The sequence below is a fragment of the Snodgrassella sp. ESL0304 genome, from assembly GCF_013344995.1.
Lineage (GTDB): Bacteria > Pseudomonadota > Gammaproteobacteria > Burkholderiales > Neisseriaceae > Snodgrassella > Snodgrassella alvi.
On the sequence record NZ_JAAEDR010000011.1, the window covers coordinates 43,006 to 58,967 of the forward strand.

The 15,962-nt window shown below is 43.5% G+C and carries 17 protein-coding genes and 1 riboswitch; of the genes, 7 read left to right on the plus strand and 10 right to left on the minus strand.

Features of this window, described 5'->3' with window-relative positions:
- Positions 1-20 precede the first annotated feature (20 nt).
- From GYX91_RS02730 to GYX91_RS02740, 3 genes are all read right to left on the minus strand, one after another.
- Positions 21-635, minus strand: coding sequence for a 7-carboxy-7-deazaguanine synthase QueE (locus GYX91_RS02730; protein WP_110413996.1), 615 nt, complete (start codon positions 633-635; stop codon positions 21-23).
- The gene (gene queD / locus GYX91_RS02735) at positions 632-1,060 is read right to left on the minus strand and encodes a 6-carboxytetrahydropterin synthase QueD (protein ID WP_174829892.1); all 429 of its coding nucleotides are present in this window, start codon (positions 1,058-1,060) and stop codon (positions 632-634) included. The genes GYX91_RS02730 and queD overlap by 4 nt, the downstream gene beginning before the upstream one ends.
- Before the next feature lie 83 nt (positions 1,061-1,143).
- Positions 1,144-1,189, minus strand: a riboswitch (PreQ1 riboswitch).
- Positions 1,190-1,306: 117 nt separating this feature from the next.
- Positions 1,307-2,977, minus strand: a complete 1,671-nt coding sequence (locus GYX91_RS02740) for an AarF/ABC1/UbiB kinase family protein (RefSeq protein WP_174829893.1) — start codon at positions 2,975-2,977, stop codon at positions 1,307-1,309.
- A 73-nt stretch (positions 2,978-3,050) separates the two neighbouring features.
- Between GYX91_RS02740 and GYX91_RS02745 the strand changes: the two genes are divergently transcribed.
- Positions 3,051-3,590 carry a C40 family peptidase gene (locus GYX91_RS02745; RefSeq protein ID WP_025330203.1) on the plus strand — a complete coding sequence of 180 codons (540 nt, stop codon included), beginning with the start codon at positions 3,051-3,053 and terminating at the stop codon, positions 3,588-3,590.
- Positions 3,590-3,805, plus strand: coding sequence for a hypothetical protein (locus GYX91_RS02750; RefSeq protein WP_025330204.1), 216 nt, complete (start codon positions 3,590-3,592; stop codon positions 3,803-3,805). The genes GYX91_RS02745 and GYX91_RS02750 overlap by 1 nt, the downstream gene beginning before the upstream one ends.
- A gap of 216 nt (positions 3,806-4,021) precedes the next feature.
- On the opposite strand, the gene GYX91_RS02755 is transcribed toward GYX91_RS02750, so the two are convergent.
- The 3 genes from GYX91_RS02755 to GYX91_RS02765 all read right to left on the minus strand — a co-directional run bounded on the left by GYX91_RS02755 (position 4,022) and on the right by GYX91_RS02765 (position 5,931).
- Positions 4,022-4,546, minus strand: a complete 525-nt coding sequence (locus GYX91_RS02755; protein ID WP_084551849.1) for a hypothetical protein — start codon at positions 4,544-4,546, stop codon at positions 4,022-4,024.
- Between the two features lie 140 nt (positions 4,547-4,686).
- Positions 4,687-5,313, minus strand: coding sequence for a BON domain-containing protein (locus GYX91_RS02760; protein WP_084551848.1), 627 nt, complete (start codon positions 5,311-5,313; stop codon positions 4,687-4,689).
- A gap of 30 nt (positions 5,314-5,343) precedes the next feature.
- On the minus strand, positions 5,344-5,931 hold the full coding sequence (locus GYX91_RS02765; RefSeq protein WP_174829894.1) for an SIS domain-containing protein: 588 nt from the start codon (positions 5,929-5,931) through the stop codon (positions 5,344-5,346).
- A 259-nt stretch (positions 5,932-6,190) separates the two neighbouring features.
- On the opposite strand from GYX91_RS02765, the gene rsmI reads away from it, so the two are divergent.
- Together rsmI and GYX91_RS02775 are read left to right on the plus strand one after the other, a co-directional pair.
- Complete coding sequence (gene rsmI / locus GYX91_RS02770) at positions 6,191-7,069, plus strand: 16S rRNA (cytidine(1402)-2'-O)-methyltransferase (protein WP_174829895.1); 879 nt, start codon at positions 6,191-6,193, stop codon at positions 7,067-7,069.
- Between the two features lie 150 nt (positions 7,070-7,219).
- Positions 7,220-8,155 (plus strand): peptidoglycan DD-metalloendopeptidase family protein, encoded by a 936-nt coding sequence (locus GYX91_RS02775; protein ID WP_078475108.1) that lies wholly within the window; start codon positions 7,220-7,222, stop codon positions 8,153-8,155.
- 314 nt (positions 8,156-8,469) lie between these two features.
- On the opposite strand, the gene GYX91_RS02780 is transcribed toward GYX91_RS02775, so the two are convergent.
- Entirely contained in the window at positions 8,470-9,015 is a 546-nt protein-coding gene (locus GYX91_RS02780; RefSeq protein WP_174829896.1) for a cysteine hydrolase family protein, read from the minus strand.
- Between the two features lie 66 nt (positions 9,016-9,081).
- On the opposite strand from GYX91_RS02780, the gene GYX91_RS02785 reads away from it, so the two are divergent.
- Positions 9,082-9,513, plus strand: coding sequence for an Lrp/AsnC family transcriptional regulator (locus tag GYX91_RS02785; protein WP_174829897.1), 432 nt, complete (start codon positions 9,082-9,084; stop codon positions 9,511-9,513).
- Between the two features lie 18 nt (positions 9,514-9,531).
- Here the strand turns inward: GYX91_RS02785 and GYX91_RS02790 are convergent, their stop codons facing one another.
- Together GYX91_RS02790 and GYX91_RS02795 are read right to left on the minus strand one after the other, a co-directional pair.
- A complete protein-coding gene (locus tag GYX91_RS02790) occupies positions 9,532-10,107 on the minus strand; it encodes a hypothetical protein (protein ID WP_232617284.1) in 576 nt (191 codons plus the stop codon).
- Positions 10,108-10,308: 201 nt separating this feature from the next.
- Positions 10,309-10,944: a flavin prenyltransferase UbiX gene (locus tag GYX91_RS02795; RefSeq protein WP_078475104.1), complete on the minus strand. Its 636-nt coding sequence runs from the start codon at positions 10,942-10,944 to the stop codon at positions 10,309-10,311.
- 234 nt (positions 10,945-11,178) lie between these two features.
- On the opposite strand from GYX91_RS02795, the gene GYX91_RS02800 reads away from it, so the two are divergent.
- Positions 11,179-11,676 (plus strand): hypothetical protein, encoded by a 498-nt coding sequence (locus GYX91_RS02800; protein WP_078475103.1) that lies wholly within the window; start codon positions 11,179-11,181, stop codon positions 11,674-11,676.
- A 91-nt stretch (positions 11,677-11,767) separates the two neighbouring features.
- Here the strand turns inward: GYX91_RS02800 and GYX91_RS02805 are convergent, their stop codons facing one another.
- Entirely contained in the window at positions 11,768-12,931 is a 1,164-nt protein-coding gene (locus GYX91_RS02805; RefSeq protein WP_078475102.1) for an extracellular solute-binding protein, read from the minus strand.
- A gap of 320 nt (positions 12,932-13,251) precedes the next feature.
- Between GYX91_RS02805 and alaS the strand changes: the two genes are divergently transcribed.
- The gene (alaS, locus tag GYX91_RS02810; protein WP_174829898.1) at positions 13,252-15,879 is read left to right on the plus strand and encodes an alanine--tRNA ligase; all 2,628 of its coding nucleotides are present in this window, start codon (positions 13,252-13,254) and stop codon (positions 15,877-15,879) included.
- Positions 15,880-15,962: the final 83 nt, after the last annotated feature.

A 15,962-nucleotide genomic window follows, 5' to 3' on the forward strand; every position in this document is an offset into this window, starting at 1 on the left:
TACATAGATGAGCAGAAATATTATTCTATATTGGCCAGTTTGTGTGTCTGAATGCTTAGCAACCATTTATTATTATGGCGGTTTTGATTCAGTCTGCCGAGATATTGTAATGTCGTAAGCATATTGAACTGGTTGTTTTGTTCGCAGGGCGAAAGAAAATAGTGTCTGGCCTGAATATGTTGTTCTATGTTCTGGCAGAAGGTAAGAAAATCCGGATGGTTTTCAACTACGATGCGTACTTCGTCAGCCTGACGCTGTAGTGGAAACGGATATTGGTGACGATAATAAAATTTCGGGCTCAGGGCTATATAGTCGATAAGCGGGTCTACTGTGCCCAAACCATTGCTTTCGATGGCAAGATAATAATTTTCCTGTTTAAGTGCATGTAAAAGTAAGGGCAGTTTTTTGTTGATAGTAGGTTCGCCGCCGGTAATGATTATGTTTTTACTCTGAAACTGACTGACGGTATTGAGGATGTGCTCCAGGCTCATACTTTGGTAACTCATGAAGTCAGTATCGCACCATGGACATTTGAGGTTACAGGCTGCCAGACGGATGAAAACAGCAGGCATACCGGTATTGTAGCCTTCACCCTGCAGGGATTCGAAGATTTCGACAATATTAAACTGGATCATGAGCTGATATTCTGATATTCGCAATAGGAAGTAGGGGTTTCCCATAGGGTAATTTTGGATACTGGCAGATGAGCCGTAAGCTTATTGAAGATAAACCGGCTCATGCTTTCTGCAGTAGTGCGACAGGGAAAGGCAAATACTTTTCGCTCCATTTGGCGAAGGAGGGCTGCGATTTTACATTCGTTGCTATTCGTTTCATCATACAGATAGGCATGATCCAGCTGGCTGATAATATGCTGGTTAATGATATTTTTGATGTCGGAAAAATCCATAACCATTTCTTTGCTCGATCCTTGCAAATGTAGCTGGTCGCTTACTTCGACAATCAGGCGATAGGTGTGTCCGTGCAGGTTATGACATTTGCCCTGATGCCCGTCCAGCATATGGCAGGCATCAAACTGGAATTCTTTGGCGATTTTAAACATATTTTCTGTCTAAAAGCCAAAGAAGAAAGATTTGTCATTAAGAGAAGATGATATTGCAGAATACAGTTGATACATGTGTAGCAGGGCTCCTAGTTTTTTTTCGTGGGATGGATTGCGAACCACGTGGTTATTCAGTTTCCAATAACACATTTGCTGTGTGCAGGGATTTCTATTACTTCAAGTATATATTTTAATGGAATCAGCTGTTTTCTTACAAGGGTAACTGTGAATAACTGCGGGATTGATTCAGTGTCGTCCTGAACGCCAGATTGACCAGATTACCCAGAGGCTGTTGCTGAATGCCAGTAAATAGCCAATCAGTCCGAAAAACGACAGGCCGAATATTTTCGGGCCGGAATTAATACTCATAACAATAGATGAGCCAATGATAAGTGCCGCTGTAACAATTCCCATTGTCAGGCGATTAACAACTTTATCCAGCTGGTTATTAAATTTATCGATGTGCTGAATGTTCAGGTTAACAGGGAGCTGTCCGTGCCGGATGCGTTTACTTAGACGTAATAGATTTTGGGGTAGTGTATCTATTAACTGAGCTAAAAGATGTAACTGTATTTTATTGTGGCGCCAGATTGACTGGATGTTAAAGCGATTGCGCAGTACGTTTTTGATGGTGTTTCGTGCATGATTTAACAGTTCAAAGTCGCCGTCTATTTTTTTTATAACGCCATCAAGGGTAATCAGGCATTTGAACAGGATAATCAGATCCGCAGGCAGGGTGAGACCATGTTCACGAATAATATGGGTAATATCGTTAATTATCTGACTGATACGCAGTTCTTTACTATTGAGCTGCTCATAATTATTCAGCATTTCCAATACATCTGTTCCGAGCTGGTCTTCGTTAATAATTTCTCCCTGCGCCCAGTTGGACAGAACATATTGCAGTGCAAACTGGTCGTGTTCCAGCAGTGCATGAATCAGAGTGATGATTTCCTGATGGCGTTGCTGGCTTAGCCGGCCGACAAGTCCGAAATCAATTAAGGTGATTCGTCCATCATTTCGTACTAAAATATTACCCGGATGCGGGTCTGCGTGAAATAAACCATGCTGTAATATCATATCAAGAATGGTATCGACCAGTGTGGCTGCAAGTTTTTTTCGCTGCTGCTTGTCCCAGCCGGTGAAATCAAGATTTTTAAGTAAAGTATCGTCAATATATTCTTGTACTAATATTTGCCGGTTAGAATATGCCGCATAAGTTTGTGGTATATGGATTTGCTGCTGATGGTTGTAAAGACGGGAAAAATGTTGCATATTGCGACGTTCGGCAGACAAATCTGTTTCTTTTTCGAGTGAACGGGCAAAATATTGCACCATTTGTACCGGATAGTAACGTCTGGATTCGGGTATTTCCGATTCAAGCAATTGAGCTATGTGGTTAAGAATACGCAGATCAGCTGCTACGGTTGACTCAATGCCCGGGCGTTTAACTTTAATGGCGACCTGTTCTCCGCTGATAAGTGTGGCGCGGTGAACCTGTGCTATGGATGCGCTGCCGACAGGCTGAGCTTCTATATTACTGAAAATGCTTTCCAGTGGTTGGTTAAGCTGAGCCTGAATAATATTTCTGATGTCTGGAATCGGAAGAGGATGTGTGTTGTTTTGCAGATGGGCAAATTCCTCTGTCCACTCTTCTCCGAAGACGTCGGTACGGGTAGCCAATATTTGTCCGAGTTTGATGAATGTTGGTCCGAGCTCTTCAAAGGCGAGTCGTACTCGTTTTGGTGTACTCATATAATGCTGGCGGTTCTGACCTGATGGATCGGAATGTTTGTACCAGCGTTTTGGTAATTTGATACGTACAAGAAACTCACCCAGACCATGTCTGGCCAGAATGGTGATAATTTCGCGCATACGCGCCCAATCGCTGATATGGGATGAGCTGGGTGAATACATATGATGATGTCCCGAACAATTGCTATTTACAGGATAGCAGAATTGTTTGATGAACTGATGGAATAATGTTGGCATGAAGTGGATAAAAACATTAATGAAGACGGCAACGGTATGCTTGTGTGCCAATTTCATTCTGATTTCGCCGGTAATGGCGGCACCGGATGAAGGTCTGGATAATGCAGCGCTGGAGCGTTTGATTCGTGACAGGACTGCTACACCGGCTGTGCGTACAGGTGATGACGCCAGTGACCTGATTATGAACGCAATGGGACTGCTTGGTGTTGCCTATCATTTTGGCGGAAATTCCCCCACAAGCGGACTGGATTGCAGTGGTTTTATGCAATATATCTTTCGGCGCAGTATGGGTGTTACTTTGCCGCGCAGCTCACGGCAGATGGCTACGGTAGGTGAAGCAGTCAGCCGAACCAGTTTGCAGCCGGGGGATCTGGTATTTTTTAGTCCGGGTGGTGGTGGAATTTCCCATGTTGGTATGTATATCGGTAATGGCCGGATGATCCATGCGCCGCGTACGGGTAAGAATATTGAAATTACCAGTATTGAACAGGGCTACTGGTCTCGTGCTTTTGTGACTGCGCGCAGGGTGAAACACTGATGAAACCTTTACCACCGATGCCGAAGTGGGTAGATGATGCGGGCAATGTGGTTTCTTGCACTGAAAAAATTAAGGTGATGCAGCAAAATATGCAGGAGATCTATGAGCTGGCACAGGAAGCTTTTGAAGACGGATTACTGATGGGATGTCAGGAAAAGCAGTTACGCGCTTATCTGAGCGAACTGATGAACGCAGTGGAGAACCCCTATCAATAATGCATTGATAGTGTGTACTGCTTAAGCACTCATCGAATTTTATCTGCCGGAGTTCTGAATATTTGGTTATGTATGCTAATTTATTGTGTACATAGCTATGGTTTTCTGCTGCCTTTAAAATGATTAAATACAACTATGAAATTTTGTTAGGATCACCAGTTGGCCATAAATAACGCCCATCATCAGGATGGGCGTTATTGTTGTGTGAATATTGGTTTAAAACAGATTATCCAGCGGTTTGCCGTTATTTCCGTTTGCTGCGGGTTTTGGTTTTGTTGTCGGAGCGGTATTAACAGGAGTTTCAGAGTTATTTTCTCTATTAGTGGTAGCGGGTACGTTTATGGGTGTAATAGGCCGAATTTCTTGTGTATTTTCCGGATTGTCTCTGTCTCTGGTATTAGCTCTGCCGGTAGTAACAGGTAGAGCAGGTTCGGAAGCAGTGTCAGGTTCTGTACTCTCTGAAGCAGCTATAGCGGGATTGGGTGAAAATACTGGTGTTGGAACATTACTGCCTGTTACCGGTGCACCGGTCGGAGTCAGTACTTCAAAGCTTGCCTGAGAGGCGAACTCTGTGGTTTCAGAGGTAGAATTCAGAACTTGCCATGCGTGAAAAACAAACCAGACAACAAATATGGCCAGAATCAGAAATAAAGTCAGTAGAATTTTGGTGAATGTACTCAGACCAGTTTTAACCGCTTTTTTTTTGTTTTTTGTTCCCGGTGCGGTAGGTTTAGTGCTCATGACAGGTAATCCTTCAGGGATATTGTTGCGTATAATATCGTTATTATACGCAAAATTTTGTTTACGCTAATCAGATACTGGCAATTTACTGCTTCGATAAGCTTAGTCTATATGGTTGTATCGCAGCAGAATGTCGGTTATCAGGGATTGGTCGGTGTACTCTTCGGAGTATTTTCAAAGGTTTGATACAAAGTAATAACTTTCTGAACACCAGACGTTGTACTGATGGCCGTTGTAGCGGCCTGTTGTTCATCTGGTGTCAGAATACCCATTACATAGGTGACGCCATTATAAGTAACTACTTTGACGTGGTTTGCCGATACGCCTTTGGTATTTAGCAGATTGGAACGTATTTTTGAGGTAACCCAGGTATCATCTGTAACATGACTTAATTTACGATTCTGAGTGGCGATATCAATGTAGTTATAGATTTTTTGTGCCGCAGGCTGGGCACGGGCAACGCGCTCTACCAGATTTTTATCATTTTCACTGGCTACTAAACCAAGCAGTAATATCTGCCGGTTGTAGCTGATAACGGACAGTGTAGGCTGGAATTTACTTTCCTGTGCCTGACTATTCAGGTATGAGATAGCACCATCATGAATCCGAACTTCCATTATTTTGTCATCTGCCTGTGCGCCAGTAGTACGCCGGTCGATAACTGAAAGCGTACCAACAGTGGCGCCACCTACCAGAACAGCCGGACAGCCGGTCAGGGTAGTGGTCAGGCAAAGTCCCAATGCCAGAGCAGAAAGATATTTTTTCATGAAATACACCTGTAAATTGGTTGTTGCTGGTTATATACCACCTAGCAATAATTGGTCAATCTGTGCGCACAAAGCATGAATAGTTACCTGATGTGCCTCAAGTACACGTAAAGGATGGTCGCCGGGTACATTAAGCCAGAGATCGTCATCGCGCAATAATCCGGCAACTTCACCACCGCTTCCGCCGGTAATCGCCAGCACTCGCATATCACGTTCATGCGCGGTTTTAATCGCACTAACCAGATTGATATTCTGACCATCTGCCGATAGTACACAGAGCATATCATGCTGTTTGCCAAGTGCGTGAATTTGCTTGGCAAACATATCGTTAGGACCGCTGTTGGTTAATATGCTGAGTACAGAAGGATTATTGCACAATGATAAGGCGGCCAGTGCCATGCGTTCCTGTTGTAATCGGGTCACCATATAGGCGGCGAGCGTGTTTGCCAGTGATGCATATGCACCATTACCGGCAATAAGCAGCTTGCCATCACTCATCAAGGCCATCAGTATTCCCTGAGCAACTTCGGCAATTGGTTCAGCCAGTAAGTCTGCACACTCGTTCAGAAGCTGGGCACTATCGGCAAAATGTTGATGGACGGAGATGGATTCTGTCATATAAATTAATTTGTTAATTAAGGCGGGAGCATGAAATATGCTTGGTATTCACAATGTGTTACGCGTAAATACCCCTGTGCAGGTTTCAGGCTGCGTGACTTCTGAAACGGCACTATTATACGGTTTATAACCCGTGCAATTGTTAACCGTAAACTCTGAAACATTATCACTACGTGGTATAGTAACATTTTCAGGCTTATGTACGGAGTTTTCAGTTTAATGCCTGATGCTAAAGTTTAATCAGATTACGGATTTATAAATGCAAGCCCATTACCAGAAAGCTGTTGCCAGCATTGTACCGCAAACCCTTTATGTAGTGGCTACTCCGATTGGTAATCTGGCAGATCTGAGTTTTCATGCATTGGCAGTATTATCTCGGGCAGATTTAATTTGTGCAGAAGATACACGCGTAACACAGCAATTACTGCGTACATACGGTGTTTCTGTACGATTGATCAGTGTGCGTGAACAGAACGAACAAAGTATGGCAGAGCGCGTTATTGCTGCTCTGGCTGCCGGTCAGGTAGTGGCGCAGGTTTCTGATGCCGGTACGCCGGCAGTGTGTGATCCTGGTGCACGGCTGGTAACACGGGTACGTGCAGCTGGTTATCAGGTAGTGCCGGTAGCCGGCCCGAGTGCGGTGATGACAGCTTTGAGTGTTGCGGGAGTTACTCAGTCAGATTTTTATTTTGCGGGATTTTTACCGGCAAAAAGTGGTGAACGTCATCAAAAGCTACAGTTATGGAAAGAAGTATCTTATCCGGTAGTTATGTTTGAAACGCCTCACAGAATTACAGATACACTGGCACAAATGGTTTTACTTTATCCGCAACGTACTCTGATGCTGGCACGTGAAATCAGTAAAACCCATGAAACCTATCTATGCGGCACAGTTTCTGAAATTCAGTCGATTGTGCAGGCAGATGCTAATCAGAAACGTGGCGAGATGGTACTGATACTTCATCCGGCACCAGTAGAAAAAAATACCGAGCTGTCTGCTGAAGCTATTAATATTATGCAGATTTTAGTGCAGGAACTGCCAACCAAGCAGGCTGCCGTACTGGCTGCGCAGATTAGTGGTGAAAACCGAAAAGCTTTATATGATTGGGCAATTAATGCTAAAAAGTTATCAGAATAAACACAATCATTAGGACATGTTAAAATAATTTATGCCCGATGCTATTTTACACAATGCTGGTCATTGTTTATGATACTGTCTGAATTGGCTATTGCCGCCGCTGTTGCGCTGGCACCCCCTGAATATTGCAATGATTTAAGGTAAACCGTTATGTTGAAAAAAAGTGTGAATCGTTCCGGCTGGTGCTTGCTGGTACTGGCATTAAGTGCCTGTACTCTTTTCAAACAGCCGGCAGCGCCGACAGAAACGGGCAGCAGTGATGCCACTACAGGTACTGCTGCTACCACTGCCGACAATCCATATGGTGCTGCTCCTTATACGCCACCGGCAAATACAGCTCCGGCTTATACACCTGCCGCTGCAGGTACTTCTACTGGTTATGTGGGCAATTACTCTCCGGTTGATATTAATGCAGCAACGCATACGGTACAGCGCGGAGATACGGTATATAACATTTCCAAACGTTATCAGATTACTCAGGATAATCTGCGTTCATGGAATAATATAATAGAGAATGAAATTAAGGTGGGGCAGGTTCTGCGCGTGAAGCCAGCCGGCTATGTGGCGCCGGCTGGTAGTACAAACACAACTACTACTGTGACTGCTCCTGTACAAACAGCAAATGTCACTACCACCACCAGTACAACCACGACAACTACACCAACCAGTACAAGTACTGTATCAACCAGTAAAACAGTGAGTGTTGGAGGCGTCCGCAATGTAAGCGGAATTGAATGGCAGCGTCCGACCGCCGGTAATATTCTGCAGAGTTATGGCGGCAGCAGTAAAGGTATTGATTATGGTGGTAATGCCGGGCAGCCTATTCTGGCAGCTGCTTCTGGTAAAGTAGTGTATGCCGGTAATGGTTTGCGTGGCTATGGTAATCTGATTATCGTACAGCATAATCAGACATATCTGACCGCCTATGGTAACAACCAGAATATTCTGGTAAAAGAAGGTCAGCAGGTCAAACGTGGCCAGCAGATTGCTACTATGGGTAATACTGATGCTAAACGCACTCAGCTGCATTTTGAATTACGTGAAAATGGACAGCCACAGGATCCCAGCCGTTTCCTGCCAATGTGAGCATCAGAGTTAATTAATTCTGTTTACACATAAAATAGCACTTATTCACTGGATAAATAAATTCAGAAAGTAAGTGCTGTTTTTATGCATAAATAAATTAACTTATATATAGATAGAGACAGACTAAACCCGATTGAAAAAATTAATAATGGTTGCTGGATAAAATTGATAAATTTGACAAAAAGTTAAATTCAGCATTAGAAATGCGCTCCGTTATTCTGCAAGCGGATAAGGTTAACAGGCGTATTTCTAAAAATTTATGTAAACTGCTGACTGAATTGTGATTCAAGTAAAATTGTATACTGTTAAAAGTATTAACTGAGGAACTGTTCAGCAGATTGTACAGTCGCAAGATAATTCAATGCGGCTAAAAAACTGTTTTGCACATTTGTTGCACTAATGATGTTGCTATTGAACTCCAGATTCAGTGTTGCGCATGCATCTGCAATAACAATTGGTTGATAACCGAATTCAACTGCCTGACGAGTGGTAGAGTCAACACACATGTGTGTCATCATGCCACAGATAACTAGCTGATCTGTCTTCTGTTGTTGAAGGTGCTCATGCAGGGTTGTTTGTAAGAAGCTATTGGGATAGCTTTTATGAATTATAAATTCATTCGTGTCCGCAATCGGCAATAATTGATGGTGTAATTCTACACCATGGCTGTCAGGCTGAAAAAAAGTAGCTCCTGGGTTACTATTAATATGCTGGATGTAATACACCGGCAGCTGCTGATTGCGGAAATACTCACGAACCTTCAATATTTTTTTCAGTGCCAGTTGTGGCTGGTACAGTTCCATTTTACCTTCTGAAAAATAATCATTTTGTACATCAATTATAATGAGTGCTTGTTTCATTAGTTATATCCTGTTGGTTTTAATAATTTAATTATGCGCCTTATCTGTTTTCGACAGAATAGGCTGATGAAAAAGATATACTCTATTTATTTTCAGGATGAAACTATGGATAAAAAAGACAGAGCAATTCTGGATTTATTAAAAAATAATAGTCGTTTGTCGTGGAAAGAGATTGGTGAGAAAGTATTTCTTAGCGGACAGGCAGTGGGGCTAAGGGTACAGAACCTGATTGAGACCGGCGTGATAGAACGTTTTACACTGACTGAAAACTTGATATCGGAACAATTTATTTTTATTTATATGAATAACAGTCGGTTTGCTGAATTCGAGCATTTGGTGAGTACCTTTGCTGAGGTACAGGCTCTGTATAAAATTACGGGTGATGGTTGCTATTATATTCATGCAAATTTTACTGCCGAGCAGCTGGAACCGTTTTTACAGCAGATAACAGTTTATGCACGTTATAAAGTAAGCCATAAATTACGCAGACTGATTTAATCTGATATCTGCGTAAACTTATTGAGTAAGACATGCGGCCATAATAGTATGTTCTTTCAGACATAGATTGTGAGCAAAATATAAACTATTTTCTACCAGCCCCAGATCTTCTTCGCACTGAGTTTCAGTTTCAATAATCAGCATTTGTTCCGGCCGTCCGGCATGCAGGCTCATGCGCATTTGTGCGGGAGTAAACGGCAGATTATGCTTTTGGGCGAAGCTGCGTGCACGGCTGTTTGCTGTTTTCAGCATGGGTATCAGGGTAATATCCAGATGAAAAATTCTTACACCCATTACCAGAATACGTGCGGCAAACCAGTCTGCCTCATCACTGATAATATCAGGAGTAGGTTGTTCAAAGCCCAGACGCTGTGCAGCAATTAACATTGCTATCAGGCGCAGCTGAGGAATCAGAGCTTCACTAAGCATAAATGCAGTCTGGAATTGTGGCTGTAGCTGGCATAGGTCAGAGCGGTGCTGATTGCCGTCAACAATCATGTACCAGCGTTGAAGCTGAGCCACAGGTGATTCTGATTGCCGTAACTGATTTAGCGGTAATGCGGACATTTTATTCTCCAGTAGTTGTCGATTCATTTGTAATGCCTTTCTGTATGAGGCGCTTGTAGCAACAAAAAACCGCCTCGGTTTGGCCGGGCGGTTCACTTTTTTATTTTGCTTATTAGATATTATATAAACGCAAAAAAGCACCGCACCGAGGTGTGGTACCAATAATAAGCAAAAGAGAAAGTGGTTGCGTTTTTCATCATTAAACCTTAAACCTTATTGAAACATGTGTCAAGAATTATTTTCTTCACCCCAGCGTGAAATCAACTGATGAGGTATATGCAACTGATCCAAAATACGTCCTACTACAAAATCCACCATATCCTGAATAGTTTGCGGGTGCTGATAAAAACCGGATACCGGGGGCAGAATGCATACACCCAAACGTGACAGTTTAAGCAGATTTTCCAGATGAATGGCTGATAAAGGCGTTTCCCGCGGTACGATGATCAGCGGACGATTTTCTTTAATCGATACATCAGCTGCCCGTTCAAGTAAATGGTCGGAAGTACCGGCTGCAATGGCGGCAACACAACCCATGCTGGCCGGACAGATAATCATTGCATCAGCAGGATTGGAACCGGAGGCCGGAGGTGCAAACCATTCATCGCGGCCAAATACAGTAAGCATGGATGAGTCTACGCCGTATTCTGCACACAATGCGGCATTACACTGTTTAGCATTTGCAGGTAAATGCCAGTTGATTTCCTGTTGCGCGACTATCTGGGCAGCCTGTGAATACAGTAACCAGACCCTTATATCAGCCTGTAACAGGCAGCCCAGCAGACGTTTGGCATAAGGCATACCCGATGCTCCGGTAAGAGCCAGTGTAACGGTTTTGACAGAATGAGCAGAGGGAAAAATCATAATAAAACTAGTGTATATTCAAATATGCCTGTTATTATAGCTATTTTGTTTTCAATATAACATTTGGCATATGACAGCTATATTCAGATGAAAACCATTATTAGCCAGTTGAAGTTTTATTTTCTGTAATTGTGATTAATTAATCAAGCTCCGCAGGTAATGGCCGGCTGGCAAAAAACTTAAATTTCTGAATAACTAAATACAAATATTAATACTGATCATGGAATGATAAGCATGTTGTGGAAAAAAATATTATGGTGGCCCTGTTTTTGTGTCAGTATTCTGGCCGGCTGTGCTCAGGTTCCTCCTCCTGTTGCTGAAGAACGTGAATGTGATTCGAGAACGATGGCAATGGCTTTATTGCAATCTAATCAGCCCTATGGCACCAATAAAATTCGCTGTGCGGTATCGTCAAAAAACTTACCTGTAATGAAACCTGAACGTACCGCAACACCTGAAGTCAGCCTGCGTATTGAACGACCGGTGACAGAAGTGAGTAAGTGTCTGCATGAAAAATTTCAATCACGGTTTAAACTGCCGCAGGAATTTTACAAAATCAGCTCCTATCCTAATGGCACTCAGACACTGGCACTGGTCAATCCTTTCACACAGACAGAAGGTTTACAGATAGACGTAGTTAAAGCAGGTATGTCGCAAAGTATAGTTAATCTATATTCTAATGGTATGACTTTGTCGGAAGCGTGGAAAAAATTTCCTGAGCTGTGCCGCTAAATGATATCAGTTTTTGATTTGCATAAAGTAGAATGTATCAAGCCCCTCTCAAAGGAGGGGCTTTTTGCAAACATGAGGTTTAGCCGGAAATTTATTTTCCTGCTTTAAGATTTTGCCATAATCGCAATTCGTATTTCAGGGTATCCGATTTTGCCGGTAATACCAGATAACTGTTAGCCAGAACTTCATCTGACGGAAAAATACTGTTATCTTCGCGATATTCTTTTTTTATCAGTTCTTTTGCCGGCATGCTTGAAGGCGCGTAACTAACATAATTGGCGTTTCTGGCCGCTATTTGCGGTTCCAGTATCCAGTTCAGGTAGCGATAGGCATTTTTGAGGTTGGTTGCATCTTTCGGGATAGTTAATGTATCTATCCAGAGAGAAACTCCCTGAGTCGGAACCAGTACCACGATATCTTTTTTACCGGTTGCATCCAGCCGGCGTCGTTTGGCAATGTTTAAATCACCGCCAAAACCAATGGCTACACAAACATCGCCGCGTGCCAGATCGTCGATATAACCAGAAGACGAATAACGCAATACATTGCTTCGGTTCGCTTTGATAATATTAGCTGCAATATCTATATCATCTTTGCTCTGGCTGTTCGGATCTTTGCCGGCATAATGCAACGCCAGCGGAATCATCTCTACCGGACTATCCATGTAACTGATGCCACAGTTTTTCAGTTTGTCGGTATACTCAGGATTAAACACCAAATCCCAGCTATTTTCCGGCATTGGTGTAGCACCGAGTGCGGCATTCACTTTTTCAATATTGATTGCAATGGTATTCATACCCCAGTAGTTGGGTACCGCATACTGATTATCCGGATCTACGTCTTTTAATAAGTCCAGTAATTTCGGGTTAATGTATTTCCAGTTAGGCAACTGATTTTTGTCCAGTGGCTGGTATGCTCCGGCTTTAATCTGGCGTCCGACAAATGAGTTGGACGGCCCGACAATATCATAGCCGGACTGCCCGGTCAGAATTTTGCTTTCCAGTGTTTCGTCACTGTCATAAAAATTGTAAGTAACTTTAATGCCATATTTTTTTTCAAATTCACCAATAGTTTTCGGGTCAACATAGTCTGACCAGTTAAATATTTTAAGTGTCTTGGTGTCGCTCAAACTACCAGGTTTGCTGGCCGCTACAGCAGAAGCCGGTTGAGGACCGGCATTGTCGTGTGAACCGCTGCATGCAGTCAGAATACATAAAATCAAACCGGATAAACCCAGACAGGCTGTGTTTTTCATGTCCGTCCTTTTCAAAGATGTGCCAAGGCTGGCTGGCATGGTTATGTGTTATTACCACCTTTGTAACTTCAATCTGTTCGTATGGGGGTAACTATACCGCATAAGGCATTAGTGTTGTCGGAATTGTCATTTTGGCATGGATTTTCGTCTGTTCAGGTAGGCTTATGCGTAAAACTGCGGTAAGATAAGCGGATGATTTTAACAAGGGTGATGGTTGAGGTGGACTAACCAGTGTCCTGTTTTTATATCTATGTTCAGGCAGTCTGTGTTTTATACAGACTGCCTGAATACGATTAATCACCCGTCTTATTGAAACTACCATGAAAACAGCAGAATTACGTTCTAAATTTCTTCAATTTTTTGCAAGTAAGGGTCATCAGGTTGTACCTTCATCTTCACTTGTACCTCCGCAGGATGATAAAACCCTGTTGTTTACCAATGCGGGTATGAATCAGTTTAAAGATGTGTTTCTGGGTTTTGACAAGCGCCCATACAGCCGTGCGACAACAGCACAAAAATGTGTGCGTGCCGGTGGTAAACACAATGATCTGGAAAACGTCGGTTATACCGCGCGCCATCATACATTTTTCGAAATGCTGGGCAATTTCAGCTTTGGTGATTATTTTAAGCGTGACGCCCTGCATTTTGCCTGGGAATTTCTCACCAGTAAGAACTGGCTGAATCTGCCACAGGAAAAACTGCTGGCAACTGTTTATGCAGATGATGATGAAGCTTATGATATCTGGTTAAACGAGATTGGTCTGCCACCAGAAAAAATTATCCGTATAGGTGACAATAAAGGCGCGCGCTATGCTTCTGATAATTTCTGGCAAATGGGCGATACCGGTCCGTGCGGCCCTTGTTCGGAAATTTTTTATGATCATGGCGAACATATCTGGGGCGGGCCTCCGGGCAGTGCTGAAGAAGATGGTGACCGTTTTATAGAAATCTGGAACTGTGTGTTCATGCAGTATAACCGGGATGAAAACGGTACTATGAATCCGCTTCCTAAGCCATCAGTTGATACAGGGATGGGACTGGAGCGGGTGTCGGCGGTATTGCAGCATGTACACAGTAATTATGAAATCGATCTGTTTGTAAATTTGCTGCATGCTGTAGCCCGTGTTGTAGGCATTCCATATAGTCAGGATGTACCGAGTCTGAAAGTCATTGCCGACCATATCCGCTCTTGTGCGTTTTTAATTGCTGATGGTGTATTACCCAGCAATGAGGGGCGTGGCTATGTATTGCGGCGTATTATCCGCCGGGCTGTGCGCCATGGTTATAAACTGGGTTGTAAACAGGCATTTTTCCATTTGCTGGTAACGGATCTGGTGCAGGAAATGGGCTCTGCCTATCCTGAGCTGGTTGAAAAACAGACACAAATCAGTGATGTACTGAAACAGGAAGAAAGCCGTTTTGCGCAAACACTGGAAACCGGAATGACTCTGCTGGAAAGTGCCTTGCAGAATGGGGGTCAGACACTGGCTGGTGAGGTAATTTTCAAACTATATGATACTTATGGCTTTCCATATGATTTAACCGCCGATATTGCGCGTGAGCGTAATATCAGTCTGGATGAAGAAGGGTTTGAGCGTGAAATGGCTGCTCAGCGTGCCCGTGCCCGTGCTGCGCAGAATTTTAAAGCCAATACTCAGCTTACCTATGAAGGTACTGATACAGAATTTACCGGCTATCAGCAACGCCAGAATGAAAGCAAAGTTCTGGCTTTGTATCAGGATGGTGAAGCTGTTGAGCAGTTAAATGCCGGTGAATCAGGTGTGGTCGTGATTGATTTCACACCGTTTTATGCAGAATCTGGTGGTCAGACTGGTGATACTGGTTATATTTTTGCCGGTGAAAACCGCTTTCAGGTGGAAGATACGCAAAAAATCAAAGCTAAAGTATTTGGTCAGTTTGGCGAAATGCTGTCCGGCAGTCTGAAAGTGGGTGATGCTGTTACCGCTCAGGTAGACAGTGTACTGCGCGAAGCCAGCATGCGTAATCACAGTGCCACTCACCTGATGCATCGCGCCTTGCGTGAAGTATTGGGTACACACGTTGAGCAGAAAGGTTCTCTGGTTAATGCTGAGCGCACCCGCTTTGACTTTTCACATCCACAGCCGGTTACTGCTGCACAACTGGCCGAAGTTGAACGTCGGGTAAATCAGGCAATTGTGGCCAATGTTCCTGTATGTGCGCAGAATATGAGCTTTGATGAAGCCATTGCTGCCGGTGCGATGGCGCTGTTCGGAGAAAAATACGGTGACGAGGTACGTGTACTGAGCATGGGCGAATTTTCTACCGAATTATGCGGCGGTACCCATGTTGCACGGACTGGAGATATTGGTCTTTTCAAAATTATTTCTGAAAGTGGTATTGCTGCCGGAGTACGGCGTATTGAAGCTGTGACCGGATTGAATGCTTTACAGTTTGTTCAGCAGCAGGAAGAGTTGCTTAAGGCTGCGGTTGCTGAAGTAAAAGCACAGACTGCTGAAGATTTGCTGCCTAAGCTTCAGGCAATACATACTCAGACCAAACAGTTGGAAAAGGCATTAACTGAAGCCAGAAGTGAACTGGCCAGACAGGCAGGTACCGCTTTGCTGGCTCAGGCCAGAACTATTGGTACAGCTCGTCTGGTGCTGGGACAAATTGAGGCAGAAAGCAGTGCTCTGAGAGATATTGCTGCTGATTTAATTGCACAGGGTGATAATATTATCGTTCTGCTGGCAGCAGTAAATGATGGTAAAATTGCCATCATAGCAGGAGTATCAAAAGCATTAACTAAAACAATCAAGGCTGGTGAGCTGGTTAATTATGTTGCCGGTCAGGTTGGTGGTAAGGGTGGCGGTCGTCCCGAACTGGCACAAGCCGGCGGGCAGGATATAGCTGCATTAGAACCGGCGCTCGCCAGTGTAACTGACTGGTTAGCTTCCAAATTAGGATAAAGACTTAGTAAATGAAAACAGCAAGCGGTTTATGAATGATAAAAAAACATAAGCCGTTTTTTTTGCTTATTCACAGGAGAATA